The sequence below is a fragment of the Martinezella sp. CNPSo 3959 genome (assembly GCF_057784355.1).
Map to the genome: position 1 here is coordinate 1 of NZ_JBXSOV010000016.1, position 23,906 is coordinate 23,906.

Here is a 23,906-nt window from a genome sequence, read left to right on the forward strand (position 1 = left end):
CTTCCCGAAGGCGATGCGCTTGACCGCACCGTCGACAGCCACATGAGCAAACTTCGTAAGAAGTTTGAGCAGGCGGGCGCGCATCGAATGATGTCCGGTGTTCGTGGCGTTGGTTACAGATCGTCGGCGGAATCCTGAACCCGGAACGACGGGGGTCCTCGACGCAGGCCAGATGAATTGCTGCCTCTCGCTTACCAAAGGATGTTCCATAATAGAACCTTATCCCAAGAAAGGCATACGACTCTGTTGTCACCAAAGAACCGGCGCATCATGTGATGCGCCAGGCTTCCATCTCCAAATACTGATCGATCTTACCGAGTAATGTTCAGTAATCCCACCACGCCGGCACCCAGCGGAAGAGGTCGCCGGCCACCGCGACGCGACCTACGGACGGGAAGGGCATGTGCGTCGAGATCAGCCAGGAACCCGTATCTGCAAGTTCCTGCATGAGGCGGAGACGAACGCGCGTCGCTTCTTCCGGATCATGTTCGAAGCCGTTGTGCCATTCCGGGTGATCGAAGGACACCGGGAAGATCGCATCGCCGGCGAACATCAGGCGATCCTTGCCAGACCTCACCCTGACGACGCTGTGCCCCGGCGTGTGACCGCCTGTACGGGTTACGGAAACGCCGGGAGCCACTTCGGCCTCATCCTTGAAAGTTCGAATGTGGGGGCCGTAGACATTCATGAAATCGAGCGACGCCTTGCGGGCCAGCGCAGCGAGTGTTGGCGGCATGGCAGTGCGGGAGAAGTCAGGCGACTTCCAGAATTCGGTTTCGGCGGAGCAGACGTGCACGCGGAGATCGGGACGCATCTTCTCCTTCACACCTTCGGCAAGAAGGCCGCCGACATGGTCGAAATGCATGTGGGTCAACACGACATCCGTAACGGATCCGAGGTCGACACCGGCCGCTTCCAGCCGATGCACGAATTGCCCGGCGCGCGGAAAGTCCGGATATTCTTCGCCGAGGCCGCTGTCGATCAGCATCGTCTGCTTTCCTGTGCGGACCACGACGGCATTGAGCGCCCAGTCGAAGGCCTCCTTTGAAAGAAATTGACTATCCAGCCAAGCCCCGCGGGTGGCCGGGTCAGCATTGGTTGCCATCGATTCAGCCGGCGGCGTCAGCATGCCGTCGCTGATCACCATGACGTCGATATCACCGACCTGCACTGCGTAGCGCGACGGGACCAATTCGTCAGGTCCGGGTTTGGCTTGCTGATCCACTGGTCGAGATGTTGCCTCTGCGTTCGACATGATAAGCTCCAGTTGTAAGTTTAAGGTGTGGCATTCACGGGCCACGTAGCGAACTCTAGGTTCGCGGGTGTTGCCGGTCGAGTTATGCGCAAGTAGGGGTGGTGCAACCCAAAGGATTGCTCCCTATAGCGTTCGGGACATGAGGGCGGACGGATTGCACGATATGTCGGTACCGTGGGGTGGGCAGCCGCGCGCTCAGACGTCAGCGTCCTTTCAAGCCAAGGTCATGCCGCCGTCGGCATGAAGCTCGATCCCATTGATAAAGCTGCTCATGTCGGAGGCGAGGAAGAGCGCGGCTCGCGCCAGTTCTTCCGGCTGTCCCATGCGGCCCGCCGGGATGAGCGATGCCATTTGCCCCTCGAAGGCCGGACGCTCGGCATCCGATACGCCGAGCTTACCGAGGATTTCGGTTTCGACCGGCCCGGGACTGAGGATGTTGACGCGGATGCGGCGGGACTTAAGCTCGATTGCCCAGTTTCTTGCAAAGGCGGCGACGGCGGCTTTCGATCCCGCATAGACGGCGTGGTCCGGCAGCACCTTTGTCGCAGCGAGCGAACTTGTAACAATGATGCTGCCGCCATCGCGTATCAGCGGTGCGATCGCCTGTACACCGAAAAATACACCGCGCGTGTTGATGGCGAAATGGCGATCATAGTCTTCCGGTGTCACATTGCGGGATGCGGTGAGATTGATGACGCCGGCATTGGCCATATAGATGTCGATGCCGCCAAAATGATTCTCCACCATGTCCACCACCCTATGATGATGTTCAAGATCGGCGACGTCGCCCACGATGCCGATGGCATGATGACCGATATCGCGCACTGCTTCGTCGACGACATCCTGCCGCCGGCCGGTGATTACGACCCTCGCGCCTTCTTCGACGAAAAGCTTGGCGGTCGCCTTGCCGATACCGCTATTGCCACCGGTAATAACGGCGACCTTGTCTTTGAGATGCTGCATTGATTATCTCCTTTCAGCTGGGATTGAGATAAACGCGGGCATCCTTGGCTGTTAGATCATGAACGGGCACATGATTTGTGCCGCGGAGTCGCAAATGCCGAATCTACTGAATGAGACGTCTGGATTGATGGCTTTCGTGCGGACGGTACAGGCCGGCTCTTTCAGCGCTACGGCGCGCGCGCTCGATACGACGCCATCAGCGGTGTCAAAGAGCGTGGCGAGGCTTGAAAAGAAGGTCGGCGTCCGGCTCTTCCTGCGCTCCACCCGCGCCCTGACGTTGACGCAGGAAGGCCAGATTTTCTTCGAGCGCGTCGCACCGCTCCTGCAGGATCTGGATTCCAGTGATGAGGTGATCAGGTCCGATGCCGCGCTCTCCGGCCGCCTGCGTATCAGCATGCCGACCGAATTGGCGCCTCTGCTGCTACCGCGGCTGTTTACAGGCTTTGCTGCGGACAATCCGGACCTGCATCTCGATATTGGCCTGACGGATCGATTCGTTGACCTCATCCGCGAGGACTATGACGTCGTGCTGCGCGCCGGCAATCCGGCGCAGAGCGATCTCATGGTCCGCCATCTGGCCGATCTGCCGCTGGCAATCGTCGCATCTCCGGCTTTTCTGGAGGCCTCGAGCAATCCTCCGGTACCTGTCGAACAGCTGGCGACCCTACCCTTTGCTCGCTACGTGCTCGGCGGCATGGTCCAGCCTGTGCGCCTGACTAATGGCAGCAGCTTTATTCCCGCCGGCCGTATTGATTGCGATTCAGGTGCCGCGCTCATCCAGGCGGCGCTCGCGGGGCTGGGTGCCGCCTATCTGCTACGGTGCCTGGTGGCAAAGGAGTTGCACACCGGTGCGCTTGTAACACTCGCGTCGGAGAAGGCGCTTCCGAGCCTGCCGTTCAACGCGCTGCACGCCTTTGGCCGCACGGTGCCATTGCGTGTCAAACTGTTCTGCGACTTCATCGCACGCGAGGCAAAGGCCATCGAGGCGATGTGAGGACAAGGCACTCCTGGGCCGGATCGACCCCTATTAGAACGTCGCGCCACCGGCCTCACGCATAGCGGCGGGCAGCGTCTCCCAGGCCCTGATCAACTCGCCGATAGAGCCGGCCCCCATTTTGCGCATGGCATTGGCGCGGTGCAATTTGACCGTGACCGCACTTATCCCGAGGTCGAAGGCGATTTGCTTGTTGAGCCGACCGCGAGCTACCTCGCGCAGGATTTCGCGTTCGCGGTGCGTTAGTGTCACCAGGCGCTCGATATTCCGCTTGACGACCAAAGCATTGGCCCGTCGCTTCGCGTCAAGCGCGATACCGGCAATGACGGCGTCGAGCAGCGTCTGGTCGCGCACTGGCTTGGTCAGGAAGTCGACCGCACCCGCTTTCATCGCCTGCACAGTCATCGGAATGTCCCCATGCCCGGTTAGAAAGATGATTGGCTTCGCATTACCGCTTTCCAGCAGATGATGCTGCAGGTGAAGGCCGCTCGCCCCCGGCATGCGGACGTCAAGGATCAGGCAGCCGGGGCTGTCCAGTATGTCAGCCTCAAGCACTTCTCGGGTCGAGGCGAAGCTCATTGGCTGCAGGCCCGCCGAAAGGATCAGCTCCGACAAGGCCTCGCGAACAGCTGCATCGTCATCAACGATGATCACAATGGGCTCGCTGAGGTCACTCTTTTGCTGCCGCGATAGCGGTGCCGTTCTTCGGAGCGGCTGGTCAATTTTCATGTCACCCTCCATTTCTCGATTTCTGTAGAGCTTCCCCTATCGCGATGAGTAGGGCAGGCGCGTCGAATGGCTTTCGAAAAAAGCCATCCACGCCTTTGGCGCGGCCCTGATCGGCAATCTCGTGGCGGCCTGTAACCAGGAATACCGGCAGTTCCGGACGCGCCTTGTTGACCATGTCACGAAGTTCAAAGCCGTTTGTGCCTGGCATTCCGATGTCGGTGATCAACAAATCCAGATCCGACAGACCGCAGGCAAGCAGATGTTCAGCCGACCGGAAACAGCAGGCTGAATAGCCGGCGGATTCCAGCAGCTCGTCCAGGGATTCGAGCAGCCTCGCATCGTCATCGACAACCGCAACGATCGGTTTTGTCTTCTCCATGCTCAATTTCCTCCCATGCGGCGCGAATGGATGATCTGTATTCCCAATCGTTCCGCTATGCGCACGAGATCAGCGAGCGATGCCGCCGCCATCTTCTGCATCACATTCCGTCGATGGACTTGCAGCGTCACTTCGCTGATTCCGAGTTGCGATGCCGCCTGCTTGTTGAGCAGGCCGCTAACCACGAGCGGCAGCACGTCGCGTTCGCGTGGCGTCAGTTCGAGATAACGCCGCTTCAACAAGCTTAGTTCGGCCCGTTCCGATCGCTTTCGCCGATCTTCGGAAATTGCCGTATGAACCGCGGCCATGAGGTCCGCGTCGCTGAATGGTTTGGTGAGAAAATCCACCGCGCCGTGCTTGATCGCCCGCACCGAGGAAGGGATGTCGCCATGACCGGTGATGAAGACGATCGGCGGATGATCGCCCTCGGCGATCTGCCGCTGCAGTTCGAGGCCGTTGATATCGGGCAATTCAATGTCGAGTATCAGACAAGCAGGTAGATCCGGTTTCTCGGCGTCTACATAGTCACCCGCCGAACCGAACGCGATGGCGCGCATGCCGTGGGTCTCCAGGAGCTCGCCGAGTGCCTCCCTGATGCGTTCGTCATCGTCGACGATGAAAACAACATGATTGTCCGGTGTCATGGCGCCGCTTTCCCCACGGTTGGTAAGGTGAAAATGAACCGCGCGCCACGCGGTTCATTTTTCTCGGCCCATAGACGCCCGCCATGCGCTTCCACGATCGAACGGCAGATGGCGAGACCCATGCCCATTCCGCTCTCTTTCGTCGTGAAGAAAGGTTCGAAGATCTGATCCGGGAACTCGATGCCGTTTCCCCGGTCGCCTATTTCGATCTGCACTTCGCTACCCAAGCGATGGGCGCGCACGTCGATAGTTTTTTCCCCTGCAACGACGTCCATTGCCTCCATGCCATTGCGGATGAGATTGACCAGGACCTGTTGAATCTGGATGCGATCGACCGCGACAGGCAGAAGCTTGTCTTCCACATCGATGTCGATTCGGATGCGGCGGCGCAAAGCTTCGCCAGCCACCAGGCTACATGCCTCGGCGATAACGCCTGCGGTCGACAGGCTGACCCTATTGTCCACGGATTGCTTGAACAGCGCCCGGATGCGACTGACTACTTCCGCCGCTGAATTGGCATCACGAATGACACGTTCAGTTGTAATCTTCGCTCGTTCGACATTGACGGGCTCAGCTGAAAGCCAGCGGTAGCATGCATGCGAATTGGCGACGATCGCCGCCAGAGGCTGGTTCACCTCGTGTGCGATGGAGGCGGAAAGCTCGGCAAGGCTCGCCGCCTGGCTGGCGCGCGCCAGCCGCTCGTGCGCCATGCGCAACTCCTCCTGCATCCGAACCTCACCATCGATATCCAGGCAGATCACATTCCATTGCACTATGGCGCCTTCGCTGTCGCGCATCGGCGCGGCTCGCGTCTCGACCCAGCGATATTCGCCATCGGAACGGCGCAAGCGATGCCTGCGTGCATAGGGTTCGCCGGTCGACAGGCAACGGGCGTACTGTTCCTTGACCCCGGCAAGATCCTCTGGGTGCACCCCGGCATCGAGCGTGCCATTCAGCCGTGACTTCTTCGTGCCGTCCAATTCTTCCAACTCGTAGCCAAGAAATTCCCGGAGCTGCTGACTGCGATAGACCGGCTCGCCATTGGGCGCAGCGCAATCGATCATCGCCGGTAGCGTTTCCACCAATTGCCAGAGAAAGCGTTCTCTTTCCCGTAGCGCCTCCTGCGCGAGCATCTCATCTTCGATATCGATCGAGATGATATACCATTGTACGATGGCACCATCGGCATCCAGCAGCGGCTGCGCGCGGGCCTCGATCCACCGATAGGTTCCATCCCTGGTACGCCGACGAAACCGGTTTACGAAAGGTTGGCCGGTCGCGAAGCCATTCATTGCTCTCTGAAACATGATCGGAAAGTCTTCAGGGTGAGCCAAATCTCGCGCCAGCGAATCGAAGTTCTCGATGTCGGGTGTTGGTGCACCGACATTGTCCAGATATCGTCTGCTCGTATAGGTCATCCTGCGCGATGGAGCAAAGCTCAGGATATTGATCGGCAGGGTGTCGATCATCTGCTCCAATTGCCGCTTACTGGTTTTCAGCGCTTCTTCGGCCTGCACCTGATCGTCGATGTCGATGGATACCTGATACCATTGCACGATCGCTCCATCTCGATCACGCAGAGGCTGCGCGCGCGCCTCCATCCACCGGTAGCTGCCATCTTTCCAACGCCGGCGATACCGCATCATGAAGGGGTCGCCGGATCTGAGGGAGTTGGCTGACGCATGCAGCACCTTGGGAGCATCTTCGGGATGAACTAGTTCTTGCGCCACGCGGGTGCTATCTTCGAAGTTCGCCCCAGAGAGGCCGAGATCTTCCAAAGATCGCTTGTTGACATAGGCCAGCTCTCCAGCAGGCGTCCAGCTCCAGATGTGGACCGGCAGGGCGTCCACAAGCTGCGAGAGCTCTCGCTCCCGATCGCGCAAGGCCGCCTGCGCGCGCACTTCATCATCGATATCGATGGAGATTGCAAACCACTCAACGATCCCGCCGTCATCGTCGAGCAATGGCTCCCATCGACCGTCGAACCAGCGATAGACGCCATCCGCGCGACGCATGCGATATTTCATTGCGTAGGGCTCGCCGGTCGCGATCGAACGTCGGACCGCGTTCAAGAGCCGATCGGAATCGTCCGGGTGAACAAAAGTCCGCATGGCGGTCACCAAACGACTGCTATCCCGATTGTCCAACTGCCCGACGTCATCCAGGCCGAAATAGTCGAGCAGCCGTTTATTGAAGAAGGTTGGCTCACCTGCCGGAGTCAGACGCCTAATTTGGACGGGAACCATGTTTACGATCTGCTCGAGCTCTCGCTCTCGGTCACGCAAAGCGTCCACACTCTGACGCAATGTCTGTAAGGCTAGCTGATGCTGCCGGGATATGGCGGCCACAACCAGAGCTGAAAATGCCGAAATCGCCAGAAAGAGTTGAAGCATGATCTGGTTGTGGCGCTGGCTCTCGGCATTTCCGGCAAACTGGCTGGCACCCGATATCGTGACGATCGCGGTAATTAGCGCGAGAAGGGCGAGAGTGACGACAGCGCCCTTGAATTCGAATCGCACGGCGGCCCAAAGCAGTGGCGGCATGATGATATAGGCGAAGGGCAGGTAGCTGCCGAGCGAAAGGGCCGCGACGCCGAGAAGGATCAGTCCCACTGCGCATGCTTCAAGCCACCGCGCAACCGATAGCTCGGTCTTGCTGTTCCAGTTCTGGATCACGACTAACGCGAGCGGTCCGACGATCAGGACGCCCGTGGCATCCCCGATCCACCAGAGCGGCCAGGCGCCTGAGAAGGTTTGTGAAAATATGCCGAACCAAACAAGTGTCGCGCTTCCGACCGTCGCGCTCACCACGGGAGCAACTCCAGCGCCTAACGCGACGAATACAAGAACCTCCCGCAGGGTTTCCAGTCGAACCGGCCGACCCAAAGCCCAGTTTATGAGCCACGCGCCGACCATGGCTTCGAGCGCGTTGCCGGCATAAATCAGAACGGCGGCGGGCAGCGGGCTGTGGAACCACAGGGCATTGCTGAATAGCTCCCCGAGGCAGCCGATCGATACCCACCACGGCCAACTCCGCTTGGGCGCGAGCATAAGGATTGCGATGAAAAGCCCGCTCGGGGGCCATATGGAAATGCCCGTCCCGGGCACGATTGCAAGTGTCTGTGCGAAGCCGCATCCCAGAATATAGGTCGCAAAAAATTGACCTAGGTGCAGGAGTTGGGGGCGGTACGACCAGACGCGCGTCATCGGCGGCTCCTGCAGGAAACATAAAGTTTGGGCTGCGCCAGCATATCGAATGGCCAGTCTCGATAGCAGCATCAGTGATCCAGACTCGTACACTATTCGCGCCATTACGCGGCGGCAACTTATGGAAATCCATCTATTGGCGGCGCCATCGCCGCGCTGGTGGAAAATCGTCAAGCCTCAGTGGTATCCGGATCCACTCGGATGCCTCCTGTCTCAGCCAAAAGCCGCAGGTGGTTATGGGCCAAGTCTGCTGCGTGTTGGATGAGCTCCGAGAGAACGATGATGGAGAGGGATTGAAGAACTGGCGCGGCAAGGCCGCGCCAGTTCAGGACGGCTCGCGGAGGACGGCGGCTTGCCCCGCGAGCCGTGCCAGCTCAAGCCTTGAGGAAGGCGAGCAGGTCGGCGTTGACCTGGTCTTGATGGGTGGCGGTGAGGCCGTGGGGCGCGCCGGGATAGTAGATCTCCTTGGCACCCTTGATCAGCCGCGCGGATTTGACGGCGGAATCCTGGATCGGAACGATCTGGTCGTCTTCGCCATGCAGGACGAGTGTTGGCACGTCGAACTTCCGCAAGTCTTCCGTAAAGTCGGTTTCGGAGAATGCCTTGACGCATTCATAGGCGTTGAGCAGGCCGGCCTGCATGCTCAAGCGCCAGAACTGGTCGAGGGTGCCTTGGGAGACACCCGAGCCCGATCGATTGGCACCGTAGAACGGCAGGGCGAAGTCTCGGTAGAACTGTGAACGATCCTTGGCGAGACCGGCGCGGATCGCATCGAAGGCCTCGATCGGCAGGCCTTCAGGATTGGTCGCCGATTTGACCATGATCGGCGGCACGGCGCCGATGAGGACGGCCTTGGCGACGCGCTTCGTGCCGTAGCGGCCGATATAGCGCGCGACCTCGCCGCCGCCGGTAGAGTGGCCGACCAGCGTTGCGTCCCTCAGGTCCAGCGTCTCGATAACGGCGGCCAGATCGTCGGCGTATCCGTCCATGTCGTTGCCCGACGTCGGCTGACTGGAGCGTCCATGACCACGGCGATCGTGCGCCACGACGCGGAAGCCGCGTTGGGCGAGGAAGAGCATCTGACCGTCCCAAGCATCGGAATTCAGCGGCCAGCCGTGGGAGAAGGTGACAACCGGGCCGGTTCCCCAGTCCTTGTAATAGATTTCCGTACCGTCCTTGGTGGTGAGCGTGCTCGTTGTTTGTTTTCCGTGGTTGCTGCTGACGGAGAGAGGCTGCTTCGGAGTCTTTGCGGCGGCAACCGCGGGCAAGCCGGCCGCGATACCGGCAATGAGGCTGCCGAGCAGGGCGTCGCGGCGTGAGAGGCTAACGACCGATGGGTTTGGAATGTCCCGCATATTTCTATCTTTCCCGATGATTAAAGTGGAGTAAGGGCCAATCATTGGGCGGATGCCGCCTCTTCGATGAGAGCGGTGACTTCGCCGGGATGCGAGACCATGAGTGCGTGCGAGGCTCCGTTGATCACGACAGTCTTCACGGCATGTGCCCGCTCGGCCATGAATTGCATGACCGCTGGCGGAATGCTGCGGTCGGAAGACCCGTAGATCATGTAGGAGGGCAGCAGCTTCCATGACGCGACGCCGGAGGGTTCGGCAAGCGCAGCTTGGGCGACGGGTCGCTGCGTTAAAGCCATCAGCGCCGCCTTGTCATCCGCAACGTCGGCAGCGAACTGGAGACGAAACTTGGATGGTTGGATATAGAGATCCTGCTTGCCATCAGGCAGCGTCACGGGCGCGAGTGTGTCGGCAAGCGTGCTGCCTGGGAATTTTGCCGATAGGGTGACGCTGGATTCGCCGGTATCCGGCATGAAACCAGCGACGTAAACGAGAGCTTTCACGTTCGGACTGCCGTTCGCGGCTTCGGTGATGACCGGCCCGCCATAGGAATGGCCCACCAGGATTACCGGGCCGCGGACCGAATGGACAACTGATGCGACGGATGCGGCATCCGATGCAACGCCGCGAAGCGGGTTGGCTGCTGCGATCGCCACATAGCCATCCTTCGTCAGGCGGGTAATCACGGCATCCCAGCCCGACGATTCAGCAAAGGCGCCATGGACGAGAATGATTGTCGGTTTAAGATCGCGATCCTGGGACTGTGCGCTGGCGACCGTCAGCGTGGCGATCGCGGCGCCAAGCGCCAAGACCTTTATGATTTTGAGCATCTGCTTTCTCCTAACGTAGCGGTTGCCTATGTCGAGAGAATGCGTGGGTTTGCGGCCGCAAACCATTCTACGTGAGATGCGCCCATCCAATGCTGAGGGATAGGATGATGTAGCGCAGCCGGCGAGAAATCTGATCGATCTGCAGGGCACCGCTACATCAGAGAGCAGCCAGACGCACCTTCCGGCCAGATGGTTGATCCACGGCGCCGGGGATAGTTGGTGATCCGGGCGACACGCCCAGCGTTCCGATCGTAATCAATCAACGGAGAACAGGATGACCAAGCGTTTGAACATATTGGCCAGGAAGAATGACGGCATCGATGGCCTCGTCGCCGTAGAGGCCTGGATTGCCAAAAGTCTCGATCCCAAACTGATGGAGCTCGTCAAGGTGCGCGTGTCGCAGATTAACGGCTGCGCCCATTGCCTGCACATGCATCGTCAGGATGCGCTCAAGCTGGGCGAGACGGAAGAGCGTATGCTCTTGCTGGATGCCTGGCATGAATCCCAGCTTTACACGGATCGCGAGCGTGCGGCGCTGGCATGGGCCGAGTCCCTGACCAATGTTGCTGAGAGCCATGCGCCGGATGCCGACTATGAAACTGTACATAGCGTCTTTTCGGAGGACGAGCTTCTGGCGTTGTCTATCGGCATCGCCATGATCAACGCCTGGAACCGGCTGGCGATCGGCTTCCGGCTGCAGCATCCGGCGGATCACAAGCGTGCTGCCTAATCGCTGACCAGATGCGAGTGGGTCGGGCGGATGCATCCGCCCGGCAATTCCAATCCACAACCTTTGACAGGTGACACGCCATCCACGAGCAGGACCGAGCGCAAGACATCGTTCGGCCGGCTAGAATTCATGTCAGCCTCTTTGCTGCCAAGTGTCCGCTGCGGCCCCCCCCCCGAGAGCATGGGCTGCCCTATCCTCCGGTATGGCTTTTCCTCTCCCTTGGCCGGATCGACCGCCAAACGCCCCGCAACATAAGATCCGGGCCGTGGCTTGTGACCGTTTAGATCACGCAAAACAGGAGCGCATCATGTCGCAGACAGAAACAAAGCCTCACACGATTGCTCAACAGGAGACTAACATGAGCTTGGAGAACAACTCACGCGTCGGGAGAACAGGCGCCGACGAACTGGTCCCGTCGCGCTACGCGGTGCAGATCGGCGATATCGAGGTGCTGGTGATTAGCGACGGCGTGCTGCCGCTGCCGACCAAGATGCTGGGATACAATGCCGACCCGGCCGATCGCGCGGCCTGGCTGAACGACATGTTCCTGCCGCCCGACGCCTTCGACTGGGCGCTGAACGTGGTCGTGGTGCGCAGCGGCAAGCAGACGATCCTCATCGACGCCGGTCTGGGGCTGGATCCGGAATTGAACCTGCCGCGGGCCGGACAATTGATCAAGCGACTGGAAGCCGCCGGCATCGACCTTGGATCCGTTACCGACGTGGTACTGACCCATATGCATATGGACCACGTTGGCGGGCTGCTCGTCGACGGAGTGAAGGAGCGGTTGCGTCGAGACCTGCGGATCCACGTGGCAACGGCCGAGGTTAAATTCTGGGAAGCGCCCGATTTCACCCACGTGTCGATGCCGCCCGGCTTCCCGGACGCGCTGCGGGCGGCCGCCAAGCAGTTCAGGAAGGAGTACGACAGCCACCTCAGATTGTTCGATGATGAGCACGAGGTGGCGCCCGGTGTGGTCGTCTCTCGAACCGGCGGCCATACACCTGGCCATAGCGTGGTCCGCGTGACATCGGGCAAGGACCGGCTGATGTTTGCCGGCGATGCTGTGTTCGCCGTCGGCTTCGATCACCCAGACTGGTTCAACGGCTTCGAACACGATCCGGAAGAAGCTGCCCGCGTCCGCGTTCGTCTTCTGCGGGAGTTGGTGGAGACCGGCGAGCTTCTGGTGGCCACTCATATGCCGTTCCCCTCCGTCGGCCACGTGGCAGCCGACGGCGATCGCTTCCGCTGGGTGCCGGTCTTCTGGGACTACTGACCGCCTGGTGTAGTGAAGCCGAGCCGGCGCGCGGCCTTTGAGGCCACGTCCCGGCTCAGTCGAGTGGATCTGCGGAACCGGCAGGGCCGGCCCGATCCTCGGACCAATCATTCAGAAACGAATGAACAATGCGGTGCGCGAAGCGGCCGCAAAGGAGAAGCTCGTGAAAATCGTTATCATAGGCGGAACCGGCCTCATCGGTTCAAAGACAGCCGACCGCCTTCGCAAGCAGGGCCATGAAGTCATCGCCGCCTCCCCCAATACGGGCGTCAATACGATCACCGGTGAAGGATTGGCCGAGGCACTTGCCGGCGCCTCCGTCGTCATGGATCTCGCAAACTCGCCCTCCTTCGAGGACAAAGCCGTGCTCGAATTCTTCGAGACGGCAGGCCGCAATCTGGCGACAGCGGAAAAGAAGGCCGGGGTGAAGCATCATATCGCTCTTTCCATCATCGGCGTCGATCGTCTGCCCGAAAGCGGCTACATGCGTGCCAAGGTTGCCCAGGAAAAGATCATCCGCGAATCCGGTATTCCCTATACGATCGTCCATTCGACGCAGTTTATGGAATTCTTAAGCGGCATCGCCCAGTCCGGTACGGTCGGGAATGTTGTCCGGCTGCCGGCGGCCTATGTGCAGCCGATCGCCTCCGATGACGTCGCCGACGCCATGGCTGCCGTTGCATTGGCGGCCCCCATCAACGGCGTCGTCGAGATCTCGGGTCCGGAACGCGTCCGGATGAATGAGCTCGTCGCCCGCTATCTGAAGGCCATGGGTGATCCGCGCCAAGTCGAAGGAGACCCCGAAGCCCGCTATTTCGGCGCCAGGCTGGAGGATGGTTCGCTTGTCTCCGACAACAATCCCCGCCTCGGTCACATCACCTTCGAACAATGGTTCGCAACCTCCGCGCGGAAATGAGCGCCCACAAACATAAGCGGATGACGACGTCCCGCAGCAGCCGGCGCACTGCCTAGCTCTCAAGAAAGGAAATTCGAGATGATGAAATCAATCCTGACCCTTGCCATGACAGCTCTCTTGTCTGCCACGGTCGCGGCCGCCAATGAGACCGGCGAAAAAAATGCCAAGGTTACCCTCGTCTACGAACATGAATTGCCGAATGTTCCAGGCAAGAGCATCAAGGGTATTCTGGTCGAGTACGGCCCTGGCGGCTTCTCTCCAGGCCACACGCATCCTACCTCGGCCTTCATCTATGCGACGGTCCTGGAGGGCGCGATCCGAAGCCAGGTCAATGACGGTCCCGTCAAGGTGTTCAAGGCCGGCGAGAACTTCTCCGAAATGCCGGGCGACCGCCATGGCGTCAGCGAGAATGCCAGCAAGACCAAGCCGGCGAAGCTGCTGGCCGTCTTCGTCGTTGACAGCAGCCAGAAGGAACTGACCTTCCCGATCAAGAAATAGCTGCATTGGGGCGGGTGCGGTCGGCACTCGCCCGCGCCGCCTGTAGAAAATCATCATCGGTGAGCCCGTCATGTTTGGCGAACATCATTTCCTGCCGCTCGTCCTGATCAATCTGCTCGGGCTGGCTGGCATTGTCATTTGGCATATCCAGGGACGCAGCCGTCCGACCGGGCGTCTGATCGTGCAAATCCTATTCTTCGGCACCATGAGTCTTGTGCTCGGCCTGGGTGGAGTTTCGCCCTATCGCCTCGACGATGTCGAGCTTCAGGAGGCCGGCATCCTGCTGGCCAAATCCGCAAGGGTTCTCTGGTGGCTCCATCTGGCTTGGACGATGATCGGTTTCGTGCAGATCTATATCACCGTCAACCACAAGCCGCGGGAAGCACATCTGCTGCAGGATCTGATCGTCGGTGTCGTCTATCTCGGCGTCGCTCTGGCAGTCATCGGCTTCGTCTTCGGAGCGCCGATCGGCCCTTTGGTGGCTACGTCCGGCGTGGTCGCCATCATCATCGGCCTGGCGCTGCAGAACACGCTTGCCGATGTCTTTTCCGGGATCGCGCTCACGCTCGGTCGTGCTTACGTCATCGGCGACTGGATCCAGCTTGGCGACGGGACGGAAGGGCGCGTCGCCGAAACCAATTGGCGCTCGACCAATCTTTTGACCGGCGGGCACAATGTCGTCGTCCTGCCCAACAGCGTGCTTGCGAAACAGGGAATGACCAATCTCAGCCGTCCTGACGAAACGCACTGGATTTCACTTTCCATGCACGTTGCCGCCACCCAGCCGCCGTCTGTCGTTGAAGACCTCATGCTGAGCGTTCTGCGGAGCTGCGAGCGTATCGTTAAAGTTCCGCCGCCGTCCGTCGCGCTCAAAGCGATCGATGCAATGGCTATCGAGGTCGAGCTGCAGTTTTGCGTGGCAAGCCCCGCGAGCAGGATGTCCGCCAAAAACGAGGTCATTGATCTCGTCTATCGGCATTGCAAGACGAACGGCCTCTCATTGGCGATGCCGCCGGAGAGCCTGTCTTGGGTGACGGCCGTCGCCAGCGGTGAACCGCCAGCCATCAGCAGACCGCTCTCGTCCAGCAGGGTTTAGCCATGGACGCCGAGCTTCGACGCAGGATTGACGAACTTGAACAGCAACTAGGCTCTATGACGGCCGAGAACGCCGATCTACGATCGGAGCTTGGAATTGCACTGGAACGTCAGGCGGTCACCGCGCAGATTCTCAATGTCATTTCCATGTCGCGAACCGACGTACAGCCGGTTTTCGATGTCATTTCCGAGAGCTCGCGACGGCTGCTTGGCGGTCAAACGGCGCTTGTGACGCGCGTTATGGATGGCATGCTCCATCTGGCTGCCTGCACGGCGGGAAGTCTCGCCAGCCACGGCGAGATCCGATCTTCATTTCCGACTCCCTTGACTTCGTCAGGGATTCACAGCCGAGTTGCACTCAGCTCGACCATGGCATTCCGCTCCGATATCGAAGCCGAACCCGGCATCTCCCAGGCCGTCAAGGATATGGCGCGCATTCGAGGATACCGGAGTATTGTCGTAGTACCGATGCTTTGCGACGGCGTCGCGATCGGCACCATAGGCGTTTCGCGTGCCGAGCCTGGCACATTCGGCGACAGCCAGATCGATCTTCTTAAAACGTTTGCCGATCAGGCCGTGATCGCGATCGAGAACGCGCGGCTGTTCGAAGAGCTGCAGGAGCGGACGAGGCAGCTATCCAAGTCTCTCGACGATCTCAGCGCCGCGCAGGACCGTCTTGTGCAGACCGAAAAACTGGCCTCGCTTGGTCAGCTGACCGCCGGCATCGCGCACGAGATCAAGAACCCCCTCAACTTCGTCAATAATTTCGCAGCCCTCTCAGCCGAACTGATGGATGAGTTGAGCAATACGATCGAGCCGCTCGCATTCTCCGACAATGTCCGCGATGAGCTCGAGGAATTGGTCGGGCTGTTGAAGGACAATCTGCAAAAGATCGAGCAGCACGGCAAGCGAGCCGATTCCATCGTCAAGAACATGCTTTTGCACTCGCGGGGAGGCGGCGGCGAACACCGGCTGACGGACGTGAATGCATTGGTCGAAGACAGTCTCAACCTCGCTTTTCACGGAGCGCGCGCCGAGAAGCCGCAGTTCAACGTCACGCTCAAGCGCAAGTTCGATTGCGATGCCGGCTCTGCCGAAGTATTCCCCCAGGAGATTGCTCGTGTGTTGCTGAACCTGATGTCCAATGGCTTCGATGCCGTTGCCGAGCGAAGCGGGAAAAAAGTCCCTGGCTTTGAGGCCGAGCTCTGCGCCAGCACGCACAACCGCGGAGACCATGTCGAAATCCGCATTCGCGACAATGGTATCGGCATTCCGGCAGATGTCAGGGAGAAGATATTCAATCCATTCTTCACAACCAAACCACCCGGCGAAGGCACTGGCCTTGGACTTTCCATGAGCCACGACATCATCGTGAAACAACATGGCGGCAGCATCGATGTCGAGACCGAGCCTGGCGCGTTTACCGAGTTCATAGTCCGGTTGCCGCGCAGGAGTAATTTTTTGGAGACGAGGAGAAGTAAGCCATGACTTCCAACATTGACATGCCTGGGATGAGCGGTGTGCTGGATCGGGGGTGCGGAGGGTCTGGTGACGAAACCGATCGACTTCAGGCAGTTACGCCAGCTCATCGAGGCGAGATTTGGACCGGCCGCATGACTGCAACCGTTCTTGTGGTGGACGACGAGCCGGACCTGGAGACGCTTATTCTGCGGAAATTCCGAAGGCAAATCAGAGACGGGCGCATCAGTTTCGTGTTCGCGCATGACGGTGTCGATGCACTTCAGGCGATCGAGCAGCATCCCCATGTCGATCTCGTACTCATGGACATCAACATGCCGCGCATGGATGGTCTCTCACTGCTGGCGAAACTGCAGGAGCGGGAGGACAGGAAGTCGGCCATCATCGTGTCCGCCTACGGGGATATGAGTAATATACGAACCGCAATGAATCGCGGTGCGTTCGACTTTTTGACCAAACCGATCGACTTCGCCGATCTAGAAGCAACCATCCTGAAGACCATCCGTCACGTCGAAACCTTGCGCGAAGCACGCCGTCGCCAAGCGGAAGCGGAGCGCGCCCATGCGTCGTTATCCCGTTATTTTTCGCCCGAACTAGCCAAGCGTCTCTCTACAGGCGGGAATGATGATGACATGCAGGTACGCTGGCGCGACATCGCCGTGATCTTTACGGACATCACGAGCTTTACCGCACTCGTCGAGACGGCCGCTCCCGAGGTGCTGGCCGAGTTGCTCAATGAGTATGTCGGTGGTCTCACGGATGTCGTCTTCGCGCATGAAGGAACGGTGGCTAAAGTGATTGGTGATGCCATTCAAGTGCTGTTCAATGCGCTGGGCGATCAGGCCGATTACGCCACCCGCGCGATCGCCTGCGCACAAGCACTCGACCACTGGGCTGAGGCGTTTCGCAAGCGCTGGAAGCAGAAAGGTGTCGATTTCGGTGTGACGCGCATCGGTGTTCATGCAGGCCCGGCGCTTGTCGGGAATTTCGGCGGCGATCGATTTTTCGATTTCACTGCCTACGGCGACACGGTCAACACGGCTGCGAGGTTGGAGGCCGCGAACAAGACGCTGGGCACGCGGATTTGCGTCAGTGAAAGTGTAGCGAACGCGGCAGAGGACTTCCGAGGACGACCGATTGGCGATCTTGTGCTTCGTGGACGAAGCCAGTCGTTGCGCGCCTTCGAGCCTTTATCGGTGGCGAAGTTCGATGGCCTGGACGTGGCGCAGTATACGGAAGCCTTTACAAAGCTCGAGCTAGATCACGACGCTGCCATGCCAGCCTTCGCTGCGCTAGTTGGGGCACATGCGGATGATCCGCTCGCCAGCTATCATTTGAGGCGGCTGCTCAATGGCGCCAAAGGGATTTGCATACAGATCGGATGATCGCGAGCGCGTTCATCTAGGTTGCTGACGTTGGCGTGCGGTTGAGCTCATTCAACCCAGTTCCGATGTATGGCAAATGATATTATCGTGTATATTCAACCTGTTAAGCTGCTGGAAAGTTGACGGTCCTCGATTCGTACCCCTTCCCATCAATAGATCCGATTTTGTTGCCTGTGGGTCGTGATTTTTAACAATGGCATTGCAGCCAAGGGCGGAACGACTGATTTGCGTCCCCATTGCGGTCGTAGAGGTCGTCAGCGCGCGCCTGAAAGCGGACTGGCTCCGCTGCGGGAGGTCTTATGTTTAATTTATGATTTGTGAAGCTGACCTTCATGGCTCTCGAGTGCGCCTCAAACAGAATACTGCGCGGCATAAGCGCCGGTCGCGCTATATTGCAAGCGGCGACCGACAAAGAAGCCTTGCATGTCTGTAGGGCTGTTGCCAGGTTTGCGATACCTGTTTGCTTGCGCGTTCTCAGGTCGTAGCCAGCTGATAACAAGGGGAGTGATCACCTCGAGTGCGCTGTCCACTGAACTCGTGGCGTTGTTTGACCAACCTCCTCTCCGCGGGAGGCCATACGGCGGGCGCCTTCGTCTCGCGCCGTTGACGTGACGCCGAAAGGCTGGAAGGTGTTGAAGGAGCATTTCGGCATTCATGAACAAGCCTTGCTCTGACGGGCGCTCTGCTGCATTGACTTCATTTCGACAATAGATGATTTTGGTAGGCCATATTATGGTATCCGGAGATCAAGGGTGCGGAAATGAATGATGATGCGCATGGCGCCGCAATTCGCGTGGAGCGTCCCACCAAGACGTTGCGAGAGCTTGCCCTAGACAAGGTGCGGGAGGCGATCATCAACGGCTACTTCCGCCCGGGCGACCGCCTGGTCGAACGCGATCTGTGCGCGCAGCTCGGCGTCAGCCGCACGATCGTGCGCGAGGTCCTGCGCCATCTCGAATCCGAAGGCCTCGTCGCCAATCTCCCGAACAAGGGGCCGATTGTCGCCCAGCTCAATCATGACGAAGCCAAACAGATCTACGAAATCCGCGCTGCACTCGAAGGGATGGCGGCACGGCTTTGCGCCGAGCAGAACAATCCCGCGATCGCTGATGCCCTGGACAAGTCGCTAGAAGATATAAAGCATAGCTACCGCGAGAAGGACATGGCCGGCGTGCTCGCTCACACATCGTCCTTCTATCAGACGCTGTTCAGCATGGTTGACCGCCATGTCGCCTGGGGCGTCGTCAACCTCCTGACGGTGCGCATCAATCACCTGCGTTCTATGACGATCAAGACGCAAAATCGCGATGTCCAAGGGCCTGCGCAGATGGCGCGTATCGTCGATGCTATCCGGCGTGGCGACGGCGAGGGCGCCTATCAGGCGGCGATGGATCATGTCACCAGCGCAAGCACCATTGCTCAGGCCGTGCTTTCCGGGCGGCAGCCGATCGATTGATTTCTCGCCAAGGCCATGAAAATGACGGCTTCCTCTTCCTTTCTCGGCTTCTCGGACCGCTTTGACGATGGTCGTCTGCCGCGTGTGGTGATCTTTGGGGCGGGGCACGGCAGCACCTATCCCGGCAAGGATAGCAGCGGCTATGCCTTGTCGGCCGGGGCAATCCGGGACGCCAGCCAGGGTGATGCCGGGCTTGTCGAACACTGGGATTTCGATCTCGGCGGCCCGCTGTTCGACGGCAAGCCGATTTCTTGCGTCGACGTGGGGAACATTGAGACCGTCATGCATGACAATGCCGGCAACCGAAGCCGGATTGAGGCCAAGACACGCGACGTTCTGGCATTGTCGGCCGTGCCGATCTTGCTCGGCGGTGACTGCTCGGTAACGGTCCCTTTTATTGCAGGCTTTGCGGATCACGGACCGGTCTGGGTCCTGCAGATCGACGCCCACATCGACTGGCGTGACGAACTGCATGGCGAGCGCTACGGCTATTCAAGCCCGATGCGGCGGGCAAGCGAGATGCCGCATGTCGCTGGAATGGTGCAGGTCGGCCTGCGAAGCGTCGGGAGCGCTCGTCGTTCGGATGTCGAGACAGCGCAACGCTATGGCAGCCGCTTTGTCACGGCCCGCGAGATCCACGCCCAAGGGGTCGAAGCCGCTCTTCGGCATATTCCGGAAGGAGCGCGGGTTGTCGTCACCTTGGATTGCGACAGCATCGATCCCAGCATCATGCCTGGGGTTGCCGCGCGGACGCCGGGCGGTCTCACCTATACGCAGGTTATCGACCTGATCGCTGGCCTCGGCCGACGGGCTGACATTGCGGGTTTCGATCTGGTGGAGCTCTATCTACCCGCCGATATCGATGGACTTTCGGCTCTGACCGCCGCTCGTATCGTCGTCAACGCAATCGGCGCTATCGTCCGCCAGGGGTAACGCCGGCGAAATTCCCGCCGTGTGAGGGGCCGACTTGCACGACGCCGGATGATACCGGTGGGCGTCACGCCTCATCAAATTGTCGTTTGTCTGGTGAAGCGGGTTGACTCTCTCACGCCCTCGATGTGACGGTATACCATAATAACGAATACAAAAGCGGAACATCAATAGCTGAAGGTATGCGATGATAAGCATCGCTTTCGCTGGTGCTTGTCGCGTATATCGATAAAGCACTGATATAGCTGATTATTTCTGATGCGCGGCACGTTTTTCAATCCGGTCGCTTAAGGCCGCTTGACAGAATAGTATTATGGCATACCATCATATATAATATTAGATGAGAGCGAGCCATGAGCCTTCAGATCCGAAAAACTGTCCTGCAGATCGAAACGACGCTTCTTGAAGGGGGGAAGGCAGCGGCTACGCCGCTAAAGCTTTTCTCGGCCTGCGCGATCGTCAAAAATCCCTGGGCCGGCCGCGGCTTCGTTGCGGATCTGAAGCCCGAGATTCACGCCGCCGCGCCAGTTCTCGGTGAATTGCTCACCAAGATGATCATCGATGCGGTCGGATCGGGCGAGGCAGTCGAAGCCTATGGCAAATCCGCCGTCGTGGGTCTCGATGGTGAGATCGAACATGCATCCGCGCTGATCCACACCCTGCGTTTCGGCAATCACTATCGCCATGCCGTCGGCGCCAAATCCTATCTCGCTTTCTGCAACACGCGCGGACCGGCCAATGCACCGATCATGATCCCGTTGATGGACAAGAATGATGAAGGCCGTCGTTCGCATTATCTGACAATCCAGACGTCGGTCCCCGATGCGCCTGCCGCCGACGAGATCGTCGTAGCGCTCGGCGCCTCCGTCGGTGGACGGCCGCATCATCGCATCGGCGATCGTTACCAGGATCTCAAGGATCTGGGGCAGGACGTCTCCAATCCGGCCGGCGTGTAAGGATCGGATGTCTGGATGCCGGCGATGGAAACGATGGATCAGAACAAGGCCGGTAATCTGACTGTGGGAGGCTTGCTGCGCAAGCACACGGCGCATGGCACCGCCTATCATGAAGTCGGCAAAGGCGAGCCGCTAGTGCTGATCCATGGTGTCGGCATGCGGCTTGAAGCGTGGACGCCCCAGATCGAGGCATTTTCTGGAAGCCATCGCATCATCGCCGTCGATATGCCTGGGCATGGCGAAAGCGTCGCATTGCCTGCCGGAAGTCCGCTGCAAGCCTTCGTCGCCTGGTTCGGCGGCTTTCTCGATGAGATGGAGTTCGGCAAAGTTAACGTTGCCGGCCATTCGATGGGTGCGCTGGTTGCCGGAGGGGCGGCTGCCACCTTCGGTGAGCGGATCAAGCGAGTCGCCTATCTCAATGGCGTCTATCGGCGCGACCCCGAGGCCAAGGCGGCCGTACTTGCACGCGCAGCGGCAATACCGCTTGCCGGCGTCGACAAGGAAGGCCCGCTGCTGCGCTGGTTTGGCGATGATGCCCAAAGCGCGGTGGCACGGGAACTCACCCGCAACTGGCTGAGCCTTGTCGATCCGCAGGGGTACGCGACGGCTTACGCCGCTTTCGCCGGTGGCGATGAGACCTATGGCGACCGCTGGCCCGATGTCCGGGCACCTGCGCTGTTCCTGACGGGATCCGACGATCCGAACTCGACGCCGCGGATGGCGGAGCAGATGGCCGCGGCAGCGCCCAAAGGCTGGGCGCGTATCGTCGAAGGGCACCGCCATATGGTGAACCTGACGGCGCCAGATATCGTCAATGAGCTGCTTGCCGAGTGGCTTTCATGCGGGGAGGACGCAAGATGACGACGCAAGATTTCGACCCAAGAGCGCTGCGCGACGCCTTCGGTGCATTTCCGACCGGTGTGACGGTCGTGACCGCGCGCGATCAGGTTGGTCTGCCGCTCGGCTTTACGGCCAACTCCTTCACGTCGGTCTCGCTCGATCCGCCGCTTCTTCTTGTTTGCTTGGCAAAGACCTCGCGCAATTTCGCGGCCATGACGAGCACGAAACACTTTGCCATCAATGTGCTGTCCGAAACGCAGAAGGCCGTCTCTAACACCTTTGCGCGGCCCGTTGAAGACCGGTTCGCCGCCGTCGAGTGGAATTCAGGTGCCGATGGCTGCCCAATCCTTGCCGATGTCGCCGCATGGTTCGAATGCGCCATGGAGCAGGTGATCGAGGCCGGCGACCATGTCGTCCTGATGGGACGTATCGTCTCGTTCGACAATAGCGGCCGCAATGGTCTCGGCTATGCGCGCGGCGGCTATTTCACGCCGATCCTGGCAAGCAAGGCAGTCTCTGCCGCTGCGGAAGGCAATATCGAGCTTGGCGCGGTGATCGAGCGCGATGGCGAAATCCTGCTGCTTGGCAATGACGTTCTCGCTCTTCCGAATTGCGAGGGCAGGGAGGGCAGCCCAGCCGACATTCTTGGCCAGTATCTGACTGCACTGACCGGCCTGACGGTGACGGTTGGCTTTCTATACTCGGTCTATGAAGGCAAGAGCGATGGCAAGCATCACATCGTCTATCGCGCCTTCGCCTCGCAAGGCGAGCCGCGTGAGGGCAGGTTCATGAAGCCGGATGCTTTGAAGGCGGTGCACTTCAAGACGAGTTCGACGGCCGATATCGTCGCCCGCTTCGCAATGGAAAGCCAGATTGGCAATTTTGGGGTCTATTTTGGCGACGAGACCTCCGGCTTGGTGCGGCCGATTTCCGGGAAGGCGGTGCAAGCATGAAATTCTCTCTCTTCGTTCACATGGAGCGCCTCGACGCGAGCCAGACCCATAAGAGCCTCTATGAGGAATTCGTCGCGCTCTGCGAGATCGCCGACAAGGGCGGCATGCACGCGATCTGGACGGGCGAGCATCACGGGATGGATTTCACCATCGCGCCCAATCCCTTCGTGACCATCGCCGATCTGGCGCGCCGGACATCGCGGGCAAGGCTCGGCACGGGAACTGTGATCGCGCCGTTCTGGCATCCGATCAAGCTTGCCGGTGAAGCGGCCATGGCCGACATCATCTGCGACGGCCGCCTCGATATCGGTATTGCCCGCGGCGCCTATTCCTTCGAGTATGAGCGGCTGCTGCCGGGTCTTGATGCCTGGGGGGCGGGTCAGCGTATGCGTGAGCTGATCCCTGCTGTCAAAGGTATCTGGCAGGGGGACTACGCCCATGATGGCGAGTTCTTCAAATTCCCGTCGACCACCTCCGCGCCGAAGCCGCTGCAGGAGCCGAACCCACCGATCTGGGTCGCTGCCCGCGACCCGAATTCGCACGAATTTGCCGTCGCCAATGGCTGCAATGTTCAGGTGACGCCGCTTTGGCAGGGCGATGACGAGGTCGGGGCGCTGATGGGCCGCTTCAACGATGCCTGCGCAAAAAACCCGCATATAGAGCGGCCGAAGATCATGCTTCTGCGGCATACCTATGTCGGCTCGTCCGAGGACGATATCGCACGGGCCGCGCATGAGCTCAGCGTCTACTACAACTACTTCTTCGCCTGGTTCAAGAACGAGAAGCCAATCCATCAGGGCCTGATCGAGCGCATCCCCGAAGAGGATATTCGCGCCAATGACATGCTGTCCGATGCGGTCATGCGCAGCAACAATGTCGTCGGCGACGCCTCGACGGTGATTGCCCGGCTAAAGACATATGAAGCGATGGGTTACGACGAATATTCCTTCTGGATCGACACCGGCATATCCTTCGAGCGCAAGAAAGCTTCGCTCGAACGCTTCATCGCCGAAGTCATGCCGGCATTTGCGGAGTGAACG

Annotated in this window: 23 protein-coding genes; 15 read left to right on the forward strand and 8 right to left on the reverse strand. The window is 59.6% G+C overall.

What is annotated here, in order from left to right; translation table 11 throughout:
• A partial coding sequence (locus tag AC13RE_RS24750; protein WP_488564979.1) for a winged helix-turn-helix domain-containing protein occupies window positions 1–138 on the forward strand: 138 nt, incomplete at its 5' end.
• A gap of 187 nt (window positions 139–325) precedes the next feature.
• On the opposite strand, the gene AC13RE_RS24755 is transcribed toward AC13RE_RS24750, so the two are convergent.
• Complete coding sequence (locus tag AC13RE_RS24755; protein WP_132721664.1) at window positions 326–1,255, reverse strand: MBL fold metallo-hydrolase; 930 nt, start codon at window positions 1,253–1,255, stop codon at window positions 326–328.
• A 213-nt stretch (window positions 1,256–1,468) separates the two neighbouring features.
• On the reverse strand, window positions 1,469–2,218 hold the full coding sequence (locus tag AC13RE_RS24760) for an SDR family NAD(P)-dependent oxidoreductase (RefSeq protein ID WP_488564884.1): 750 nt from the start codon (window positions 2,216–2,218) through the stop codon (window positions 1,469–1,471).
• Between the two features lie 58 nt (window positions 2,219–2,276).
• On the opposite strand from AC13RE_RS24760, the gene AC13RE_RS24765 reads away from it, so the two are divergent.
• Window positions 2,277–3,212 (forward strand): LysR family transcriptional regulator, encoded by a 936-nt coding sequence (locus AC13RE_RS24765; protein ID WP_488564885.1) that lies wholly within the window; start codon window positions 2,277–2,279, stop codon window positions 3,210–3,212.
• A 33-nt stretch (window positions 3,213–3,245) separates the two neighbouring features.
• Here the strand turns inward: AC13RE_RS24765 and AC13RE_RS24770 are convergent, their stop codons facing one another.
• The 6 genes from AC13RE_RS24770 to AC13RE_RS24795 form a co-directional block, all read right to left on the reverse strand.
• Window positions 3,246–3,941 carry a response regulator transcription factor gene (locus AC13RE_RS24770; protein ID WP_132721658.1) on the reverse strand — a complete coding sequence of 232 codons (696 nt, stop codon included), beginning with the start codon at window positions 3,939–3,941 and terminating at the stop codon, window positions 3,246–3,248.
• Window position 3,942: 1 nt separating this feature from the next.
• The gene (locus tag AC13RE_RS24775) at window positions 3,943–4,320 is read right to left on the reverse strand and encodes a response regulator (RefSeq protein WP_488482139.1); all 378 of its coding nucleotides are present in this window, start codon (window positions 4,318–4,320) and stop codon (window positions 3,943–3,945) included.
• A 2-nt stretch (window positions 4,321–4,322) separates the two neighbouring features.
• Window positions 4,323–4,964: a response regulator transcription factor gene (locus AC13RE_RS24780; RefSeq protein WP_488482140.1), complete on the reverse strand. Its 642-nt coding sequence runs from the start codon at window positions 4,962–4,964 to the stop codon at window positions 4,323–4,325.
• Complete coding sequence (locus AC13RE_RS24785) at window positions 4,961–8,170, reverse strand: PAS domain-containing protein (RefSeq protein WP_488564886.1); 3,210 nt, start codon at window positions 8,168–8,170, stop codon at window positions 4,961–4,963. Before AC13RE_RS24785 ends, AC13RE_RS24780 begins: the two co-directional genes overlap by 4 nt.
• Before the next feature lie 374 nt (window positions 8,171–8,544).
• The gene (locus tag AC13RE_RS24790; protein WP_488564887.1) at window positions 8,545–9,525 is read right to left on the reverse strand and encodes an alpha/beta fold hydrolase; all 981 of its coding nucleotides are present in this window, start codon (window positions 9,523–9,525) and stop codon (window positions 8,545–8,547) included.
• Between the two features lie 41 nt (window positions 9,526–9,566).
• Window positions 9,567–10,352 carry an alpha/beta fold hydrolase gene (locus AC13RE_RS24795; RefSeq protein WP_488564888.1) on the reverse strand — a complete coding sequence of 262 codons (786 nt, stop codon included), beginning with the start codon at window positions 10,350–10,352 and terminating at the stop codon, window positions 9,567–9,569.
• 274 nt (window positions 10,353–10,626) lie between these two features.
• On the opposite strand from AC13RE_RS24795, the gene AC13RE_RS24800 reads away from it, so the two are divergent.
• The 13 genes from AC13RE_RS24800 (at window position 10,627) to AC13RE_RS24860 (ending at window position 23,903) form a co-directional block, all read left to right on the forward strand.
• Window positions 10,627–11,082, forward strand: a complete 456-nt coding sequence (locus AC13RE_RS24800; protein WP_488564889.1) for a carboxymuconolactone decarboxylase family protein — start codon at window positions 10,627–10,629, stop codon at window positions 11,080–11,082.
• Between the two features lie 307 nt (window positions 11,083–11,389).
• Window positions 11,390–12,358 carry an MBL fold metallo-hydrolase gene (locus AC13RE_RS24805; protein ID WP_488564890.1) on the forward strand — a complete coding sequence of 323 codons (969 nt, stop codon included), beginning with the start codon at window positions 11,390–11,392 and terminating at the stop codon, window positions 12,356–12,358.
• Window positions 12,359–12,521: 163 nt separating this feature from the next.
• Window positions 12,522–13,274, forward strand: a complete 753-nt coding sequence (locus tag AC13RE_RS24810; RefSeq protein WP_488564891.1) for an SDR family oxidoreductase — start codon at window positions 12,522–12,524, stop codon at window positions 13,272–13,274.
• A gap of 78 nt (window positions 13,275–13,352) precedes the next feature.
• Window positions 13,353–13,772 (forward strand): cupin domain-containing protein, encoded by a 420-nt coding sequence (locus AC13RE_RS24815; protein ID WP_488482146.1) that lies wholly within the window; start codon window positions 13,353–13,355, stop codon window positions 13,770–13,772.
• A gap of 70 nt (window positions 13,773–13,842) precedes the next feature.
• The gene (locus AC13RE_RS24820) at window positions 13,843–14,868 is read left to right on the forward strand and encodes a mechanosensitive ion channel family protein (protein WP_488564892.1); all 1,026 of its coding nucleotides are present in this window, start codon (window positions 13,843–13,845) and stop codon (window positions 14,866–14,868) included.
• Between the two features lie 2 nt (window positions 14,869–14,870).
• The gene (locus AC13RE_RS24825; protein WP_488564893.1) at window positions 14,871–16,355 is read left to right on the forward strand and encodes a GAF domain-containing sensor histidine kinase; all 1,485 of its coding nucleotides are present in this window, start codon (window positions 14,871–14,873) and stop codon (window positions 16,353–16,355) included.
• Window positions 16,356–16,480: 125 nt separating this feature from the next.
• Window positions 16,481–17,731 carry an adenylate/guanylate cyclase domain-containing protein gene (locus tag AC13RE_RS24830; RefSeq protein WP_488564980.1) on the forward strand — a complete coding sequence of 417 codons (1,251 nt, stop codon included), beginning with the start codon at window positions 16,481–16,483 and terminating at the stop codon, window positions 17,729–17,731.
• A gap of 760 nt (window positions 17,732–18,491) precedes the next feature.
• A complete protein-coding gene (locus AC13RE_RS24835) occupies window positions 18,492–19,187 on the forward strand; it encodes a GntR family transcriptional regulator (protein WP_488564894.1) in 696 nt (231 codons plus the stop codon).
• 21 nt (window positions 19,188–19,208) lie between these two features.
• A complete protein-coding gene (locus AC13RE_RS24840; RefSeq protein WP_488564895.1) occupies window positions 19,209–20,120 on the forward strand; it encodes an agmatinase in 912 nt (303 codons plus the stop codon).
• Between the two features lie 350 nt (window positions 20,121–20,470).
• Window positions 20,471–21,073: an amino acid synthesis family protein gene (locus tag AC13RE_RS24845; RefSeq protein ID WP_488484754.1), complete on the forward strand. Its 603-nt coding sequence runs from the start codon at window positions 20,471–20,473 to the stop codon at window positions 21,071–21,073.
• 24 nt (window positions 21,074–21,097) lie between these two features.
• Window positions 21,098–21,934, forward strand: a complete 837-nt coding sequence (locus AC13RE_RS24850) for an alpha/beta fold hydrolase (RefSeq protein ID WP_488564896.1) — start codon at window positions 21,098–21,100, stop codon at window positions 21,932–21,934.
• Window positions 21,931–22,866, forward strand: a complete 936-nt coding sequence (locus tag AC13RE_RS24855) for a flavin reductase family protein (RefSeq protein ID WP_488564897.1) — start codon at window positions 21,931–21,933, stop codon at window positions 22,864–22,866. The genes AC13RE_RS24850 and AC13RE_RS24855 overlap by 4 nt, the downstream gene beginning before the upstream one ends.
• Window positions 22,863–23,903 (forward strand): LLM class flavin-dependent oxidoreductase, encoded by a 1,041-nt coding sequence (locus AC13RE_RS24860; RefSeq protein WP_488564898.1) that lies wholly within the window; start codon window positions 22,863–22,865, stop codon window positions 23,901–23,903. Before AC13RE_RS24855 ends, AC13RE_RS24860 begins: the two co-directional genes overlap by 4 nt.
• Window positions 23,904–23,906: the final 3 nt, after the last annotated feature.